The 15,049-nt window shown below is 69.5% G+C and carries 15 protein-coding genes; 11 read left to right on the forward strand and 4 right to left on the reverse strand.

Annotation, left to right across the window (positions count from 1 at the left end):
• The first annotated feature begins 4 nt into the window (after positions 1 to 4).
• From GUI43_RS09895 to GUI43_RS09910, 4 genes are all read left to right on the forward strand, one after another.
• Positions 5 to 682 (forward strand): GOLPH3/VPS74 family protein, encoded by a 678-nt coding sequence (locus GUI43_RS09895; protein ID WP_112698666.1) that lies wholly within the window; start codon positions 5 to 7, stop codon positions 680 to 682.
• A 42-nt stretch (positions 683 to 724) separates the two neighbouring features.
• A complete protein-coding gene (locus tag GUI43_RS34510) occupies positions 725 to 883 on the forward strand; it encodes a hypothetical protein (RefSeq protein WP_249037697.1) in 159 nt (52 codons plus the stop codon).
• A 12-nt stretch (positions 884 to 895) separates the two neighbouring features.
• A complete protein-coding gene (locus GUI43_RS09900) occupies positions 896 to 1,393 on the forward strand; it encodes a GNAT family N-acetyltransferase (protein ID WP_249037698.1) in 498 nt (165 codons plus the stop codon).
• Positions 1,394 to 2,488: 1,095 nt separating this feature from the next.
• Entirely contained in the window at positions 2,489 to 3,367 is an 879-nt protein-coding gene (locus tag GUI43_RS09910) for a hypothetical protein (protein ID WP_249037699.1), read from the forward strand.
• 126 nt (positions 3,368 to 3,493) lie between these two features.
• On the opposite strand, the gene GUI43_RS34515 is transcribed toward GUI43_RS09910, so the two are convergent.
• The 4 genes from GUI43_RS34515 to GUI43_RS09925 form a co-directional block, all read right to left on the reverse strand.
• Positions 3,494 to 3,763: a hypothetical protein gene (locus GUI43_RS34515; RefSeq protein WP_249037700.1), complete on the reverse strand. Its 270-nt coding sequence runs from the start codon at positions 3,761 to 3,763 to the stop codon at positions 3,494 to 3,496.
• Between the two features lie 28 nt (positions 3,764 to 3,791).
• Complete coding sequence (locus GUI43_RS34520) at positions 3,792 to 4,319, reverse strand: class I SAM-dependent methyltransferase (RefSeq protein WP_249037701.1); 528 nt, start codon at positions 4,317 to 4,319, stop codon at positions 3,792 to 3,794.
• 80 nt (positions 4,320 to 4,399) lie between these two features.
• Positions 4,400 to 5,863, reverse strand: coding sequence for a site-specific integrase (locus tag GUI43_RS09920; protein ID WP_112698596.1), 1,464 nt, complete (start codon positions 5,861 to 5,863; stop codon positions 4,400 to 4,402).
• Between the two features lie 198 nt (positions 5,864 to 6,061).
• Positions 6,062 to 6,382, reverse strand: a complete 321-nt coding sequence (locus tag GUI43_RS09925) for a helix-turn-helix domain-containing protein (RefSeq protein WP_249037702.1) — start codon at positions 6,380 to 6,382, stop codon at positions 6,062 to 6,064.
• Positions 6,383 to 8,217: 1,835 nt separating this feature from the next.
• Between GUI43_RS09925 and GUI43_RS09930 the strand changes: the two genes are divergently transcribed.
• From GUI43_RS09930 to folE2, 7 genes are all read left to right on the forward strand, one after another.
• The gene (locus GUI43_RS09930) at positions 8,218 to 9,084 is read left to right on the forward strand and encodes an RNA polymerase sigma factor (protein ID WP_112698598.1); all 867 of its coding nucleotides are present in this window, start codon (positions 8,218 to 8,220) and stop codon (positions 9,082 to 9,084) included.
• 406 nt (positions 9,085 to 9,490) lie between these two features.
• A complete protein-coding gene (locus GUI43_RS09935) occupies positions 9,491 to 10,459 on the forward strand; it encodes a replication-relaxation family protein (RefSeq protein WP_112698599.1) in 969 nt (322 codons plus the stop codon).
• 625 nt (positions 10,460 to 11,084) lie between these two features.
• The gene (locus GUI43_RS09940; protein WP_112698600.1) at positions 11,085 to 12,020 is read left to right on the forward strand and encodes a replication-relaxation family protein; all 936 of its coding nucleotides are present in this window, start codon (positions 11,085 to 11,087) and stop codon (positions 12,018 to 12,020) included.
• 450 nt (positions 12,021 to 12,470) lie between these two features.
• Positions 12,471 to 13,172, forward strand: a complete 702-nt coding sequence (gene queC, locus GUI43_RS09945) for a 7-cyano-7-deazaguanine synthase QueC (protein WP_112698601.1) — start codon at positions 12,471 to 12,473, stop codon at positions 13,170 to 13,172.
• Between the two features lie 8 nt (positions 13,173 to 13,180).
• Positions 13,181 to 13,819: a 7-carboxy-7-deazaguanine synthase gene (gene queE, locus GUI43_RS09950; RefSeq protein ID WP_112698602.1), complete on the forward strand. Its 639-nt coding sequence runs from the start codon at positions 13,181 to 13,183 to the stop codon at positions 13,817 to 13,819.
• Positions 13,819 to 14,175 carry a 6-carboxytetrahydropterin synthase QueD gene (gene queD / locus GUI43_RS09955; RefSeq protein WP_112698603.1) on the forward strand — a complete coding sequence of 119 codons (357 nt, stop codon included), beginning with the start codon at positions 13,819 to 13,821 and terminating at the stop codon, positions 14,173 to 14,175. Before queE ends, queD begins: the two co-directional genes overlap by 1 nt.
• On the forward strand, positions 14,172 to 15,011 hold the full coding sequence (gene folE2 / locus GUI43_RS09960; RefSeq protein ID WP_112698604.1) for a GTP cyclohydrolase FolE2: 840 nt from the start codon (positions 14,172 to 14,174) through the stop codon (positions 15,009 to 15,011). The genes queD and folE2 overlap by 4 nt, the downstream gene beginning before the upstream one ends.
• Positions 15,012 to 15,049 lie beyond the last annotated feature (38 nt).

Consider the following 15,049-nt stretch of genomic DNA (forward strand, 5'->3'; position numbering starts at 1 on the left):
GAACATGACCTCCATCCCCCAGTTGCCGTTGCGCGACGAGTTGTTCCTGCTCGGTCACGACGACGACACCGGCCAGCCGCACATCCACCGCCAGGCCCTCGCCCTCGGCATGGCTGGTGCGGTACTCATCGACCTGTTCCTCGCCAGGCGGATCGCTCTCGACACCGACGACACCGGGCCGGGCGAGGAGCAGCGTGTCTGGCTGCACCTGGACCGCCCGGTCGGGGACCTGATCGCCGACACCGCCCTGGCCTCCATCCGCTACGCCCACCCGACCCCATCCCTGCGGGGGTGGCTGCGCGGGTTCGCCGACGACCTGTATGACCGCACCCGCGCCGGCCTGCACGCCGGCGGGATCCTGCGCCACGACGTGCGCCGCCGCCTCGGCGGGCTGGCCCGCACCGACCGCTACCTGCCCGCCGACCTCAAGTGGCCGGTCGTCGCCCGCGCCCGGCTGCACTACATCGCCGCCGGCCGTGACCAGCCCGACAACCACACCGCAGCCCTCGGCGGCCTCGTCGCGACCCTCGGACTGACCAACCACCTGTACCTCGCCGACGACATCGCCGCCCTCACCGTGCAACTACGCACCATCGCCGCGCAGCACCACCGGCAGGTACGCGACATTACCGCCGCGGTTGACGCCGCCGTCGGTGACCTCGCCACCGCCGCCTACCGGTGAGCCCCGCCATCCCACCCGATCCGCTGCCCTTGGAGGCATCTCATGGACGTCATTCCGCGTATCCGTGCCGCCCGGTGGGCGGACAAGGAACCGGTCGCCGCGATCGTCGCCGACGCCCTGCACTCCGGCCCGCTCGCCCAGTGGCTAGTGCCGGATCCGACCTGCCGGCGGCGGATCCTGGCCGATGTGGCAGTGATCTGAGTCGAGCACGCCATGTTCTTCGGCGACATTCAGATCACCAACGACCTGAGCGCCGCCGCGATCGGGTTTCACCGCTACCGCAGCATCCCGCCACCGTCGAACTACCGCCGCCGACTGGCCGACGCCGCCGGCCCGCACGCGCGGCAGTTTGAACTCCTCGACCAGCTGCTCACCCAAGTCCGACCCACCGAGCCCCACTACCACCTGGCAGTCCTCGCCGTCCTACCCGCCGCCCAGCGGCGCGGAATCGGCGCGGCGATGCTCACCCACCACGAGAGCCGCCTCGACCGCATCCACATGCCCTCGTGGACCGAAACCACGCCCTACAGCCAGGACTTGTACCGCCGGCACGGCTACCTCGCGAGACCCAGGCTCACCCTGCCCGACGGGCCGGTCATCGCCCCGCTGCGCCGCAACCCTCACCCGGCTCGCGGAGCCTGGCCCGTGAACACCGCCAAGCCGGCGACCGTCACCGCGCCGACGCGCGCCCAACCCAACGCGCAACGCTAGGCCGGGTGCAGACGCCCAGGTCACAGCCCTGACTGAGCTTCTCTATCCCCGTCCCCGCGTCACCGCCCGCCATCTGCGCTGGGCCCACGCCGGGACGTACAAGCCGGTCGCCCGCCCATAGAGGGACGGCAGCGGCGACCGACGTGGCCGGCGACGACAGTCCCCCGCTGTCGCCGCCGGCCACACCTCCCGCCCAGATCGGCAGCAGCCTTCGGCCGCGACCGCCTGCACCAGCCCAGCGGTGCTACCCGCACCCACCACCCGAACACGAACACGAACACGAACACGAACACGAACACGAACACGAACAGCAGGAAGGAAAGCCGATGCCGACGCGGACGCCAGTCCTCGCCGCGTGGACACCCGCCTTTGTCGCCGAAGTCGTCGCCGCGAGCATCAAGCATGCCGCCGTCCACGGCCTGCACCGAGCCTTCCCGGACGTGGCCCGCGGCCATGGCCTGTCGCCGGCGACGGTCGAGGAATGGGTCTCGCGGGCCCGCGCCGTGCAGGCCGCGCCCGTGCCACCCGACCTCCTGGCCTGCCACACCTGCGCGCGATCCATGGTCCTCATCCAGCTGCCCGGCTGCGGCAGGGTCTACCTGTGCTCGCCGTCCTGCGGGCGCACACCGGTTCTGGCCGACGAGATCCGCAGCGCCGTCGCCGCCGTCGTCCTGCACCGCACCCCACACCTCGTTCACCCGGCAAGACGAGCCAGGCCGCCTCCTACGCGCTCGGCCCGATCCAACGCGTCGCCGTCGGCGCGACCGGCACAGAACTGCACATCACCTGGAGAGCTGTCTCCCGGCAGATCACCAATCCGATGATGGCCATGGCCCAGCGTCTGCACCTGGCCCAACGCCACGCCCCATCACCGACCACCGCCGTGCCCATACCCACCACCCCGCCATCGCGCGCATGGCAGCCGCCCTGTACCGCATGCACACCACAGCCACCGACCCGCCGGTCACCCCACGCGCTTCGCTATGACCGCGACGCCCGGCGCCAGCTAGACCGCCCACACCTGACCACCCACCACCGGGACAGCCTGCCTGGGCGCACCCGCACCAGACTCGCATCGGAAGGACACGAGACACCGTGCTCCGCACCACCCCCACCACGCGTCGACGGTCGGCAGGGCTAATCGCCGGCCTCCTCCTCGCCGGCTGCCACCCCGGACCCTCCGCCCCGACACCGGCCACACCAACCCCCACGACGCCACCAGCGTCCACATCCCCAGCGCTCGCGGCGACCCCGCCGGGCCTCACCCCCCAGCAGCGCCTGCGCCTGCTCGCCGGCACCATCACAGCCGCCCCCGCCGATCAAACCGTCGGCCTGCCCTACACCTACCTGCACACCCAATCCTGGACCCGCGCCACCAATGTCATCACCCGCTCGGACCTACAGCGCTGGCGCCGCGACACAGACGACTCCGGCCGCGAGGTGACGCGCCGGCTCCCCGACGTGCGTGGCCTCGCCCACCGCCCGACATCCGACGAGCGCCGCCAGTTCGCCGCTGCCGGGACGACGTCGACGCGATACGTCAGCGGCGATCTCGAGCCGTACCTTCCCGAACCGCTGACCACCGACATCGCCGAGCTCGCTGGTGAGCTGGCCCCACGCGAGCTGGCCGGCGAGGCCGCATACCCGCGCATGCTCGTCCACGGCGTCGTCGGCGTCGCCATCAGCCAATACCTCGACCGAGCACAGCGCGCAGCCACACTGCGCGTCCTCGCGAACGTGCCGACCATCGCCTACCAGGGCGAGCGGACTGACCTCACCGGACGAACCGGCCTCGGCTTCACCGTGACGGCCGACAACTCCCAGACGCAGTTCATCGTCCACCCCCACACGGGCGAAATCCTCTCCGCCCACGAACAGGTGCTCGGTGCGAAGCCTGGCCTGTTCTCCTACCTGCTGATCCTCGAACGCAGCCACACCGCCACCGACACCGGAACACCCTCCGGGCGGCCCTGAGCTGCCCCGTCCAATGGGAGGGGCGCATCGGCTTGCAGGTGGTGTCCGGCTCCTGCAGTCCCGGCTGGCCCAGTCCCTGTTGAAGGCGTGGATCGCTGGCGGCCTTCAGTCGTCCGCTGCCCGCTTTCAAGAACCGGCCGGAAGGGCGGAGCTGTCTCGCCGCGGCGCTGTGTACAGCGCGGTGACGTAGTGGTCGATCGCCGTCGCCCCGGGTTGGCGGGCGATCACCTCGGCGACGCCGTCGAGGAACGCCTCGCGCTGGTCAGTACTCAGCTCGCGGACGTTCGGGAAGGTCCCCCACAGCACGCGCGCGCCGTGCGGGGTCAGCTGGTGCTTCCAGCGGATCATCTCGACCTGGACGGGGCCGAACCAGTCACCTGCCCGCAGTTCCGCCATGCGCTCGGCGACCCGCAGCGGCGCTGGCCTACCGGCGGGGCCGCGCCCCTGCCCCGGTAGCCACCGTCGGTACACCGCGTCCAGCTCCGTACGCCAGGGCGGGCTGCGGTCGGGGGTCGCCGAAGACCGTCCACCACACCGCCAGCCCTCCGCCCGGCCGCACCAGGCGGGCCAGCCGTCGCACCGCCGCGCCCGCGTCCAGCCAGTGGAACGCGGTGGCGCAGACCGCCAGGTCGAAGGTGTCGTCGGGCAGCGCCACGGTGGCGAAGTCGCCCTCGACGACGGTCACGTCGTGGCCGGTCAGGTTCGTTCGCAGCCGAGTTGCCAGCCTGCCACCGAGTTCCACCGCCAGCACCGACGCGCCGGCGTCCACGAGGGGACGGGTCACCTGCCCGGTGCCGGGTCCGATCTCCAGGACGCGCGCACCCGGTCGCAGCCCGCACTCGGCAAGCACCTCATACACCCGCCGCGGGTATCCCGGCCGGGCCGCCTGGTAGTTGTCCGGGTCTTCGTCGAAGCTGCCCCGCCGGCTCAGCCGCTTGTCGTCACCGCCCACGTTGCGAGCGTATTCGCTCGGGCGACCGGGGCCGGCCCGGCCGCACACGGTCGTCCGCCGCCGCTTTCGTGAGGTGGGGTTTACCCCGCCTTGCGGCGTTTCTGGTTGATCTTCTTCGCGACAGCATCGGCGGCGTCCTGGTGCATCCGCCTAGTGACACTCTGGTAGGTGTCGCGAGTCAGGGTCGTGGTGGAGTGACCGAGTTGCTCGGAGACGACTTTGATGTCGATGCCGGCGTCGAGGGCGATGGTGGCGGCGCTGTGGCGTAGGTCGTGCAGCCGGGTCGGGGGTAGCCCGGCTTTGCGGACAAGCCGCCGGAACCGTTGGGTGACGGCGCTTGGGTGCCACGGCTGCCCGTCGGGGCGGACGAAGAACAGTCCGGTGTCGGGCCACGCCTGGCCGGCGGCGAGTTGCCACTGGGCGCGGTGGGCCCTGTAGGCGGTGAGGACCTTGACGGTGTCGGCGTCGAGGGCGACGTCGCGGTTGCCGGCTCTGCTCTTCGGCGGTTTCTGCACAGCGGTGTAGCCGTGGGTGGCGATCTGGTTGTTGATGGTGGTCTCCCGTCGGTGCAGGCGAACCTCGCTGTCACGCAGGCCGCACGCCTCGCCGCGGCGGGGTCCGCGGTAGGCCATGTAGTGCCACATCGGATGCAGGTCCGGAGCGTGCGCGGCGGCGTAGTCGAGGAACCGCACGACCTGGGAGTCGGTCCACACCATCACCGGTCCGGGGACCTCGCCGGTGCTCTTCCACCGCTGTACGCGTTCGTCCTCCCACACGATTGGCAGGGGCCGGTCGGCGGGCACCTTGACCAGGGCTGCGGGGTTGGCGCCGACGATGAGTTCGTCGGCGAGGGCGTCGTTGATCGCCTTGCGTAGACAGGCGCGGATGCGCTGGCGTGTGCTAGCGCCGGTGGGTCGCACGCCAGTGACGGTCGTGCGGATCGCTGGGTCGGTGCTCGCCTTCGCGGCGGTGATCTCGTCGTTGCGGCGCTCGATGGCAGCGAACATGGCGCGGATGTGGGTGGTGCGCAGCTTGTCCAGCGGGATGTCCCCCAGGTGTGGGACGAGGTGGACCCGGGTGATCGATTCGTAGCCGCGCTGCGTGTTCTCGTCGACCATGAGGTGGGTCAGCCAGCCGGTGAGGTACTCAGCAAGGGTCGGCGTGTCCGCAAGAGGGCCGTCGCCGCGCAGCCGCTGCCGTAGGCGGTTGACCTCGGGTAGGGGGCGCTTGGCCCGCACCGCGGCCTGAAGTAGGTCGGCGATGTCGGTGCGGCGCCGCCGGTCCCCACGCGGGGCGAGGGCGAGCAGTTCCCGGGCCTGGTCGAGTTCGTCGGCAGCGGCGCGGCGGTTGGGCAGGCCGGCGCGGCGTAGTTGGCGACGTCGGCCGTCGGCGGTAGGTGGGAGTTCAAGTTGGTAGGCCCAGTGGCCGTGCTCGGAACTCCAGGCGCGGTTGGGGCGGCGCAGCTTCGGACAGTCGTTGCCGAAGGGCTTTCCGGTGTCGGGGTGGCGGCAGCCGCAGCGTTTGAAGACGCTTCCGTCAGGCATGGCAGGTGGTGCTCCTCGAGATCAGGTAGGGGTGCATCGGTTTCGTCGATCGACATCCACGCGTGATCCGCGGGCACGATCAAGTCGCCGGGACCGTCAGACGACGGTCCCGGCGCAAGGTCGGGGCTGGAAGAGGGCCGCGCGTTGGCGCGGCGTGAGGGTTAGACAGGTGGGGCCCCCGGTCGGCGCGCAAGGCGCCTACGGTGGGGCACTCGTGGCACCGACGGCGCGCTCCGGCGTGGTGCCGGGGTCACCCAAATGCAGGGCGGCGAGCAGCGGCGCCGTCGGTATCCGGTAGTGAGCCCCGACGCGGAAGTGCGGCACGGGAAACGCGTCGCGGCGGATCAGCTTGTAGGCGGCGGAGCGGGACATGCCGAGCACCGCCGCGGCGGTTGCCAGGTCGGTGCTGGCACCCAGGGCGCGGATCCGCTCGGCCGTCCACGTCGGCTCCCGCTCACCCGCGGCCGCCTCTTCCCCAGACTGCGGTGGCACCGTTCGAGTGCGTCTGGACGATCTCATGGTCATCTCCTCAACGGTGGGTACGGGCGTACGGCGTCAGGCACGGGGGCGCGCGGCGGTGAGACCGGATGCCCGGATGCGGACTCGGCCTCACGGCCGGACCGCAGGAGCAGATCCGACAGGCGCTCGACCTGGCTCGGCGACATCCAGCACGGCCGGCCGGGACGACTCAAGCGGTACTTACGTCGGTGCTTACACATCTCGATGTCGGCCCCGCGCCACGCCGGTCAGGGCGCTGACACCTGTAAACCCGCGCCTGTGTGCTCTGGCGAACGCCTGCCTGACTCACCGCCGCTCACAGGGGCTCACAGGCCGCCCGTCCGTGCGCTCACACGGGGCCGGCGCCGACACCACGCCGATGGCCGCCGCCTAGACGCCAACCCACCCGGACAGTGGCAGAAGCCGATGACACGGTGGGCGGTGTGGCGGTTGACGAAGCTCCGACAGCCTGTCCGCCGACGGCTCCGCCACGGTGCCAACGTGTCACACGGCGAAGTGGCGACGACCAGTCAGGCACTCATGAAAGTCGATGACAAGCTGTCCGCGAACATGTCCGTCGCCGACGAGCGCGGACACCGCTGGCGAGCGGTTGACACACCCGCCCACGCGGCGCGTTAATGTCATGCCGGTTGGCCATCGCCGCCACGGGACGGACCTCCGCCAACCTGCGCCAGTGTCACTCCAGGCGTGACACGCGAGGAAGAGTTGTCCCGGGCCTGATCAGCAACCCCGCCGGACAAGTTGTCAACGACGAGCATCGATGACACGCGCGACGCCACGGACACCGGTCCAGGCATCGAGGACATGCTGTGCCCACCTTGAGGCCATAGCCGCGCGCACGATACCGATCGGCACTTCTCGACGTCATGTGACCGCTCGTGAACACGTGTCCGGACAAAGTGACACAGCGCTCATGCCGACGTCCCTGTCCTCTCGGACGCGGTCGCCAACGCCCGCACGGACAACCTGTCAATCGACCGCCCTCGTTGACACCGGATCGCCCGCTTCCGGGCGAGGCAGCCGGGACCGAGGGTTCTCCCACTGGTGCGCACACCTCGGCGGTCGAATGGGTGAGGCGCCGGGCATGACGCCCAGGGACGAGGACGCGGCATTTGGTCGGGGTTCGCGCCACGCCGGCGTCGTCCGCTGGCCTACCGGGCGTGCCGGCAGCGGATGCCACGCCGCTGTGAGTCGCTGTGAGTCTTTGTGAGCGGCTGTGAGTCGCTGTGAGTGGGAGGGTGTATGGCAGGGCTCCCGGAGAGTCCTTGTCGGACACATCTCGCATGGACTCCTACGCTCACAGCCCTGCTCAGCACCCCTAGCGCGAGTGACCAGCGGCGGTGCGACCTCGGCGGTGAGATGGCTGCGGCGCGCCTTCGGTGGCATGAAGTTCATCGGCGCTGTCAGTCCGATGCCAGCCAAGGTTGTTCGGTGCCAACGAGAGTGATCCGATCGCCGATGACGGACGAGATTCGCCGACCAGACGGGCTCGGTCAGCGGCTGTGAGTGACTGTGAGCCGCTGTGAGTGACTGTGAGCGGTGGACGCGGCTCGACGATCGCGACCTCTTCGCAGAGGCGTCCGGGTACCGCCCACGGTGCGCCTCGGTGGCTCACAGCCCTGCTCAGCCGCACCGCGGCCCGTCCGCGTCGCTCGCCAGGTGCCGGACTGACGCCCGGAGTTCGGGTGGGGCGCTACGGCGGTCCGCTGGGGGCAAAAAGCGGGCCTGACCTGCGCTGTGAGCGGTTGTGAGTGGGTCGTGGCGTAATCGGCATCCCAGCGTCGCCGAAAAGACGGCGGCGGCCCTCGATGGTCTCAGACCGAGGAGTACTGATCATGAGTGTGTCCGACACGATCTTCCCTGCCGCGCCCCTGGACGCCTTCGATGTGGCGTTCGCGGCGTTGACCAGCGACCCGGCTCCCCTGTCCCTCGACCTCGACGAGTTCGGTCCAGATGTCGGGCTGCCGACGGGTGTCGTGGCGCTGCCGGCGCTGCGGGAGTGGCTGCTGGCGAGCCCGCGCGCCTACACGGCCCGCGACGCGGTGTGGCGGGAGTTGATCCGTCGTGCCCGCCTGGACGGGCCGCAGTGGGTCATCGCTGCGGTCGGCATGGCGATGCCGGCGCTGCGCCGCTACGCGAGGCGGTTGTCCGACGGCTACCGCGGTGACCCCGATGACATCAGCGCGGAGGTCCTCGCGGGTTTCCTGGCGGCGCTGCGTGACCACGTGGACGTGGCCCGCCGGGCGCCGTACGCGTCGTTGTGCCGGGCCGGGTGGCGCGCCGGGCACGCGCTGCGCCAGCAGGCCAGCGAGTTCGTTCCGGTCGAGGACGTGGAGCGCGTCACGGGACCGCGGACCCCGCAGGTGCCCTACGGGCATCCGGACGTGCTGGTACGCCGCGCGGTGCGCCTGGGGATCCTCGACGCCGACGACGAGCAGCCCTACATCGACGTGCGACTGGGACGGCGGGCCATGGACCCGATCGCGGCCCGGATGGGCATCAGCACCGACGCCCTGCGCATGCGGTTGGGTCGCATCGACACCCGCCTCGCCGAAGCCCTCGCCAACGGCATGCTGACCGGCGCGGCGTCCCCGCAGGCCGCCGAGGCGTTGGCGGCGCAAGCCGAACGCCGGGCCAGTCTGCGCGCCGCCAGCCGCCGTCGCCTCTCCACCACCACCGCCACGTCGACGGCAGTCGCGTAGGCCGGCTCCCTCTTCGCGCGGCGCCGTCACCTTCCCCCGGTGAGGGCTCCTGGGACGGATCACCTCAACTGAGAAAACCCCTCGTTGTGAGTGGCTGTGAGTGGGGCAGGCGTTCGCCAGAGCACACAAGCGGCGGTTTGTTAATGACGGCGCCAGAAGCCGCGCTCGGATTCTCGCCGTACCGCATGACCGGCCGGTGATCCGGCCGCGCGGACCAGCCGGTTCCGTGCCGGGCTGCCGCCCGGACACGGAATCGGCGATCTGGCACCGCACTGTCACCCACTGCGACGCACGACCGCGGTGGCGTGATCCGCCCGAGGTGTGCCGCACCGACGCCGTCACACAGGCATTCATCCGCCCCTGCCACCCCCAATCCGGGAGTGGCACCACCTTGGAGGTAACGGTCATGTCGACCACCCACCATCCCCAGTTCACTGTCCCGTCCACCCGACCGATCCCGACGGAGCTGCTCCTGGCCGAGAGCGGCCGCATGCGCCTGCCCGACTGGTGGGCCGTCGAGATGCTCGCCGAGCACCGCGTCCTGACCACCGCGCAACTCACCGCACTCGGCTTCGCCACCACCACGACGTCGGCCACCCGACGTCTGGCGATCCTCGCCCGCCGCGGCTGGATCGACCGCCTCTGGAACACCGGCACCGCGGCCACCGCCGACACCTCGTGGTGCCTCGGCCCGATCGGCACCCAACTCACCCCACTCGACGAAGACCGCGACGTCACACCGGCGCAGGTGTACCGGGCCCGCGACCGGCTCCGCGAACATGCGGAGCTGCCCGGCCTGCTGCAGGCCAACGACTTCTTCGTCGACCTGGCCACCCACGCGCTCACCGAACCCGGGAGTGACCTACGCACCTGGTGGTCACCGCGCACCTGCCGACACGTCACCGCGGCGCGACATGCCGCCTGGCACGGCGAGTACATCCACGACCGCAACCGCCACGCGTTCTGGTACCAGCCCGACCCCGGCGAGATCCGTCCCGCCGACCTCGCCGACCACGTCCACGCCTACCGGCGGCTGGCCGAACAAACCGGCCTGGCGACCCTGCTGTTCCACGCCGCCGACCCGCAGCGCGAGCAGGAACTGCGCCGCTACCTCGAGCGCCGCAACACGCGGCACCTCACCGTCGTCACCAGCAACCCCGAGCACGGCCACCCGGCCGACCCGGTCTGGCAGCCGATCGGCGAGACACACCGCCTCGCCCTGACCGACCTTCCCCACACCCCCGATCAGTGGCCGCCCGACACCGTGACCTTCAAGGAGGTACGACCCCGAGCCCCACACCCCATCTACGACCCCGAACGCCCCTACGAAGAATCCGTCGCCAACGGCGAGTACCACTACCCGCCACGCCCCTGACCAACCGACCACTGCTCCTCGACCGGCCCACCCGGGCCGGTCGAGGAGCAGACCGGGGCGACCCACCGAAGCGATCCCCCGGTCGCTGTCAGGGGACTGGCGAGGTTGCCGTTCGCTTCGAACCCGAACGGCAACGCCTGCGGCTCTCACGCCGCAGGTCGCAGCCGCTGTGACCAACTTCGATCGCGGCGACTGACGCTGCCCGTGTCACCGGAAGTTCGCCATACGCGCGAGACCAGGCAGGTTGGCATGTCCAACCACGCTTGCGTACGGCGGCTGCGGACCTCCGGTTGCTTCCGCCCGCTGCGGCCGCGCGGGAGCACCAACCTCACACCCACTCGCACCTGCGACCTTGGAGCACCAACGATGATCACCCCGCACCGCGAACCTCACCAGCGTCACCGGCCCGACTCACACCCACCCTCACCACACCGTCTGGCCGAACCCGTTGTGCCCGGCGCTTCAGCGGTCAGTGCCGATCTCCGTTCTACCGTCCGTCTTGATCCTGACACCCAACCTGACCCCGCACGGCCGCTCACAGCCCAGGTCAACCCCGCTGTCAGGAGTGTGGGACCGCTCCAGACAGACCCTCCAGTCTCGGGTCTCTCCCCCAGGGCTTGTGCCCATGGGTAAACACCTACCCGCCGCGGACCCGCTGCTACGCCTGCAGGCCAGCATCACCGCCCGCGACGACCGGCTCCTGGGCTGGCTCTACGACCACGGCGTGCTCACCACCGACCAGATCGCCGCCGCCCTGTTCCCCTCCCTGGACTTCACCCAACGCCGCCTCCGCCGCCTCACCGCCCTACGAGCGGTCGACCGGTTCCGACCCAACAAAGCAGACGGAGGCTCCCACCCCTATCACTACGTCCTGGACCAACTCGGCTACGACCACGTCCACGCCCAACGCGGACTCCCACGAGGCCGCCGAGACCAAGCCCGCCGACGCAAACACTCCCTCACCCGCCGGCCGGACCTGCCGCACCTGCTCGGCGGCAACCAGGTCTTCATCGACCTCGCCGCCCACGCCCGCACCCACCCCGACACCGAACTGGCCCGCTGGCAGCCCGCGTCCGCCTACCACGAACCCGGCACCCTCTACCGCAAAGGCGCCAACCCGCACCTCATCATCGCCGGAGCGACCGGCTTCCCCCGCCCGGACGGAGCCGGAATATGGACCGAGCACGAACGGTCCGTGCCGTTCTTCCTCGAGTACGACACCAGCGGTGAGAACCTGCAGGTCCTCATCGACAAAATCATCAAATACGAGCGGCTCTACCTCCTGAGCACTTGGGCGTGGCCGGTGCTGTTGCACCTCCCCTCCGCCCGCCGCGAGGCGAACCTGCACCACCGGATCGCCGGCGCCGGCCCGGAGGCGGCCATCGCCACCACCACCGCCGAACTACGCACCGCACTCGCCGCCAGCCCCGCCCACCAGATCTGGCAACTACCCGGCTGTACCGGCCGTCACCGCCTCATCGACCTGCCCTACACCGACACCCACCACGACGACCAATACCCCACCCACGACCAGCCCACCCCGGACGAGCGGGCCGCCTAATGAGGGGGAGCGGAACACGCGGCGCGTGCGGCGGCCTGCTGGCCGCCGCACGCCGCCGGACCGTGGACGGCCTGCGCCACCGCCTGGACCGTTGGGCATGGCCTGCGCGCCGTAGTCACGGTCGAGGCGGGCGAGAGCTCCGGACGGGGCACACCAATGTCGCGGAGTGGACTACGAATCCACGCAGCGTAACCGCGTAAACTTCAGCTCGGTGTTCGGCGGCAGGCTGGTAGTTTCTGCACCTAAGACTCTGGACCTTGGCTTCTGACTTCTCAAGTCCGAGCGCGCTGGGTTGTCGACCATCTCGAACGCCCAAGCTCAGCCGAGGATTTGTGGGCGGCGGCACTTGATGTTGACGATCCGTTCGGTACCGTAGCAAGCGGTAAACTACATAGCTGTGGTTCGCCATGGGTCTGCAGTTTCACACGAGCGAGAGATCAGGTCACAAACATGGCGCAGCGCAAGGCGGTAGTCCTCCTGAGCGGCGGCTTGGACTCGGCGACGGTGCTGGCGATCGCCCGGAACGAAGGGTACGAGACCTTCGCGCTGAGCTTCAGGTACGGACAACGCCACACGGTCGAGTTGCAGGCGGCAGAGCGCGTCGCCGCCGCACTGGGAGCGACCAAGCATGTGGTAGCCGACATTGACCTGCGGGTCTTCGGTGGATCGGCGCTCACCGACGCGTCGATCGCGGTACCGCATCACGACAGCGTTGACGACCTCTCGGCCGATGACATTCCCGTCACCTATGTCCCAGCACGCAACACGATCTTCTTGTCGTTCGCCCTGGCATGGGCCGAGACGCTTGACGCGTCGGACGTTTTCATTGGGGTCAGCGCACTCGACTACAGCGGCTACCCGGACTGCCGCCCGGAGTACATCAAGGCCTACGAGGAGATGGCGAACCTGGCTACTAGGGCTGGGGTCGAGGGCCGCCAGAGACTGAAGATCCACACTCCTCTGATTCAGTTGACCAAGGCAGACACCATCCGGCGAGGCCTCGAACTAAATGTGGACTACGCCCTCACCCACAGTTGCTACGACCCGGTCGACGACCGCGCCTGCGGCACGTGCGACTCGTGCCTCCTCCGCAACCGCGGCTTTGCCGAGCTGGGAATGACCGATCCGGCTTTGACGACGTCACAGAGCTGAACAGGGCTATGTACAAGATCAAGGAGATCTTTTACACCCTGCAGGGTGAAGGCAGCCACGCTGGTCGACCCGCAGTCTTCTGCCGGTTCGCGTCCTGCAACCTGTGGACCGGACGGGAGACCGACCGGCACCGCGCGATCTGCCAGTTCTGTGACACCGATTTCGTCGGCACTGACGGGCCTGGCGGGGGCCGTTTCGCCAGCGCCGCGGACCTCGCGATAGCGGTGGCCAAGACATGGCAGGGCCTGCCGCACTCCCGTAGCAAGCCCTACGTGGTGTGCACCGGCGGGGAGCCGTTGCTGCAACTCGACGATGACGCCGTGGCGGCGCTGCACGCCGAGGGCTTCGAGGTTGCGGTGGAAACTAACGGCACCAAACCGGCGCCCGCTGGCCTCGACTGGATCTGTGTCAGTCCCAAGGCCGGCGCCGATCTGGTGTTGACCGCTGGCGATGAACTGAAGCTCGTCTATCCCCAGCCCGCCGCGATGCCTGAGCTTTTCGAGGACCTCGCGTTCACGTTCATGCGGTTGCAGCCGATGGACGGCCCAGAGCAGGAGGCCAACACCCGCGCGGCGGTGGCCTACTGCCTGGCTCACCCGCAGTGGCAACTGAGCCTGCAGACCCACAAGTACTTAGGAATAGCCTGATGGAGATTTACCGCGAGTTCACCTTCGAGGCCGCCCACCGGCTTCCTCGCGTGCCCGACGGGCACAAGTGTGCCCGCCTCCACGGCCACTCCTACAACGTGCAGGTACACGTCCGCGGGGACGTCGATCCGGCGACGGGCTGGGTGATGGACTTCGCCGAGATCAAGAAGGCGTTCCGCCCACTGCACGACCAACTCGACCACTACTACCTCAACGATGTCCCCGGGTTGGACAACCCCACCAGCGAAAACCTTGCACGCTGGATCTGGGAACGACTCATCGATCAACTGCCGCTGTCAGAGATCCTCGTCCGGGAAACCTGCACGTCAGGCTGCGTCTACCGAGGCGACGCATGACGATCAGTGAGATCAGGGGCGACAGCTTGCAAGACGTTCAGGCCCTGCCGGACACTCGGGGCATCGCCCTCGACGAGGTCGGTGTCGAGGGCCTTCGCTACCCCCTGCTCATCTCCGACGCGCGTGGCAACAAACGCGAGACCGTCGCGACAGTCACCATGTCGGTGAGCCTCGCCGACCACGTCAAAGGCGCCCACCTGAGCCGCTTCGTCGACGTGCTGCACACCTGGCGCGACCGACTCAGCAGCCAAGCCGTCACCTTGATGGCCGACGACCTGCGCCAACGCATGGGCTGTGCCACCGCCCGCGTCGCTCTCACCTTCCCGTACTTCCTGGAACGCCTCGCCCCAGTCACCGGCATCGCCTCGTTCATGGACTACACCTGCACCCTGACCGCCGCCGCCAGCGACCGTGGGGACGAGGTGGTGCTCGCCGTGAAGGTGCCGGTCACCAGCGTGTGCCCGTGCAGCAAAGCGATCAGCGACCGCGGCGCCCACAACCAACGCGGCTGGGTCACCATCGACGCCCGCCCACACACCCCCGCCACCGGCCTGTGGTTCGACCACCTCATCGACATCGCCGAGGCAGCTGGATCATCGCCGGTGTACGCGCTACTCAAACGTCCGGACGAACGCCACGTGACCATGGCCGGCTACGACAACCCCGTCTTCGTTGAGGACATGATCCGCACCGTTGCCGGGGCACTGGACCACGACGTCCGCATCGCCGAGTACCGGATCCGCGTGGTCAACGACGAAAGCATCCACAACCACGCCGCCTACGCGCAGATCCCCTGGACGCTGACCGCAACGACTCGGGACTCCACCGATGGCTAGCAGCGGTCACTCCGGCCCGGCCAACGTGCACGTTGTGG

It is taken from the genome of Micromonospora noduli (assembly GCF_003264365.1).
Taxonomy (GTDB): domain Bacteria; phylum Actinomycetota; class Actinomycetes; order Mycobacteriales; family Micromonosporaceae; genus Micromonospora; species Micromonospora noduli.

Coding starts and splice junctions, on each gene's coding strand:
- GUI43_RS09925 (WP_249037702.1), bottom strand. CDS start 6,382: ATGAGATCGTCCAGACGCACTCGAACGGTGCCACCGCAGTCTGGGGAA.
- GUI43_RS09900 (WP_249037698.1), top strand. CDS start 896: ATGTTCTTCGGCGACATTCAGATCACCAACGACCTGAGCGCCGCCGCG.
- GUI43_RS09940 (WP_112698600.1), top strand. CDS start 11,085: ATGGGTAAACACCTACCCGCCGCGGACCCGCTGCTACGCCTGCAGGCC.
- GUI43_RS09935 (WP_112698599.1), top strand. CDS start 9,491: ATGTCGACCACCCACCATCCCCAGTTCACTGTCCCGTCCACCCGACCG.
- folE2 (WP_112698604.1), top strand. CDS start 14,172: ATGACGATCAGTGAGATCAGGGGCGACAGCTTGCAAGACGTTCAGGCC.
- queC (WP_112698601.1), top strand. CDS start 12,471: ATGGCGCAGCGCAAGGCGGTAGTCCTCCTGAGCGGCGGCTTGGACTCG.
- queD (WP_112698603.1), top strand. CDS start 13,819: ATGGAGATTTACCGCGAGTTCACCTTCGAGGCCGCCCACCGGCTTCCT.
- GUI43_RS09895 (WP_112698666.1), top strand. CDS start 5: ATGACCTCCATCCCCCAGTTGCCGTTGCGCGACGAGTTGTTCCTGCTC.
- GUI43_RS34510 (WP_249037697.1), top strand. CDS start 725: ATGGACGTCATTCCGCGTATCCGTGCCGCCCGGTGGGCGGACAAGGAA.
- GUI43_RS34515 (WP_249037700.1), bottom strand. CDS start 3,763: ATGGCGGAACTGCGGGCAGGTGACTGGTTCGGCCCCGTCCAGGTCGAG.
- GUI43_RS09920 (WP_112698596.1), bottom strand. CDS start 5,863: ATGCCTGACGGAAGCGTCTTCAAACGCTGCGGCTGCCGCCACCCCGAC.
- GUI43_RS09930 (WP_112698598.1), top strand. CDS start 8,218: ATGAGTGTGTCCGACACGATCTTCCCTGCCGCGCCCCTGGACGCCTTC.
- queE (WP_112698602.1), top strand. CDS start 13,181: ATGTACAAGATCAAGGAGATCTTTTACACCCTGCAGGGTGAAGGCAGC.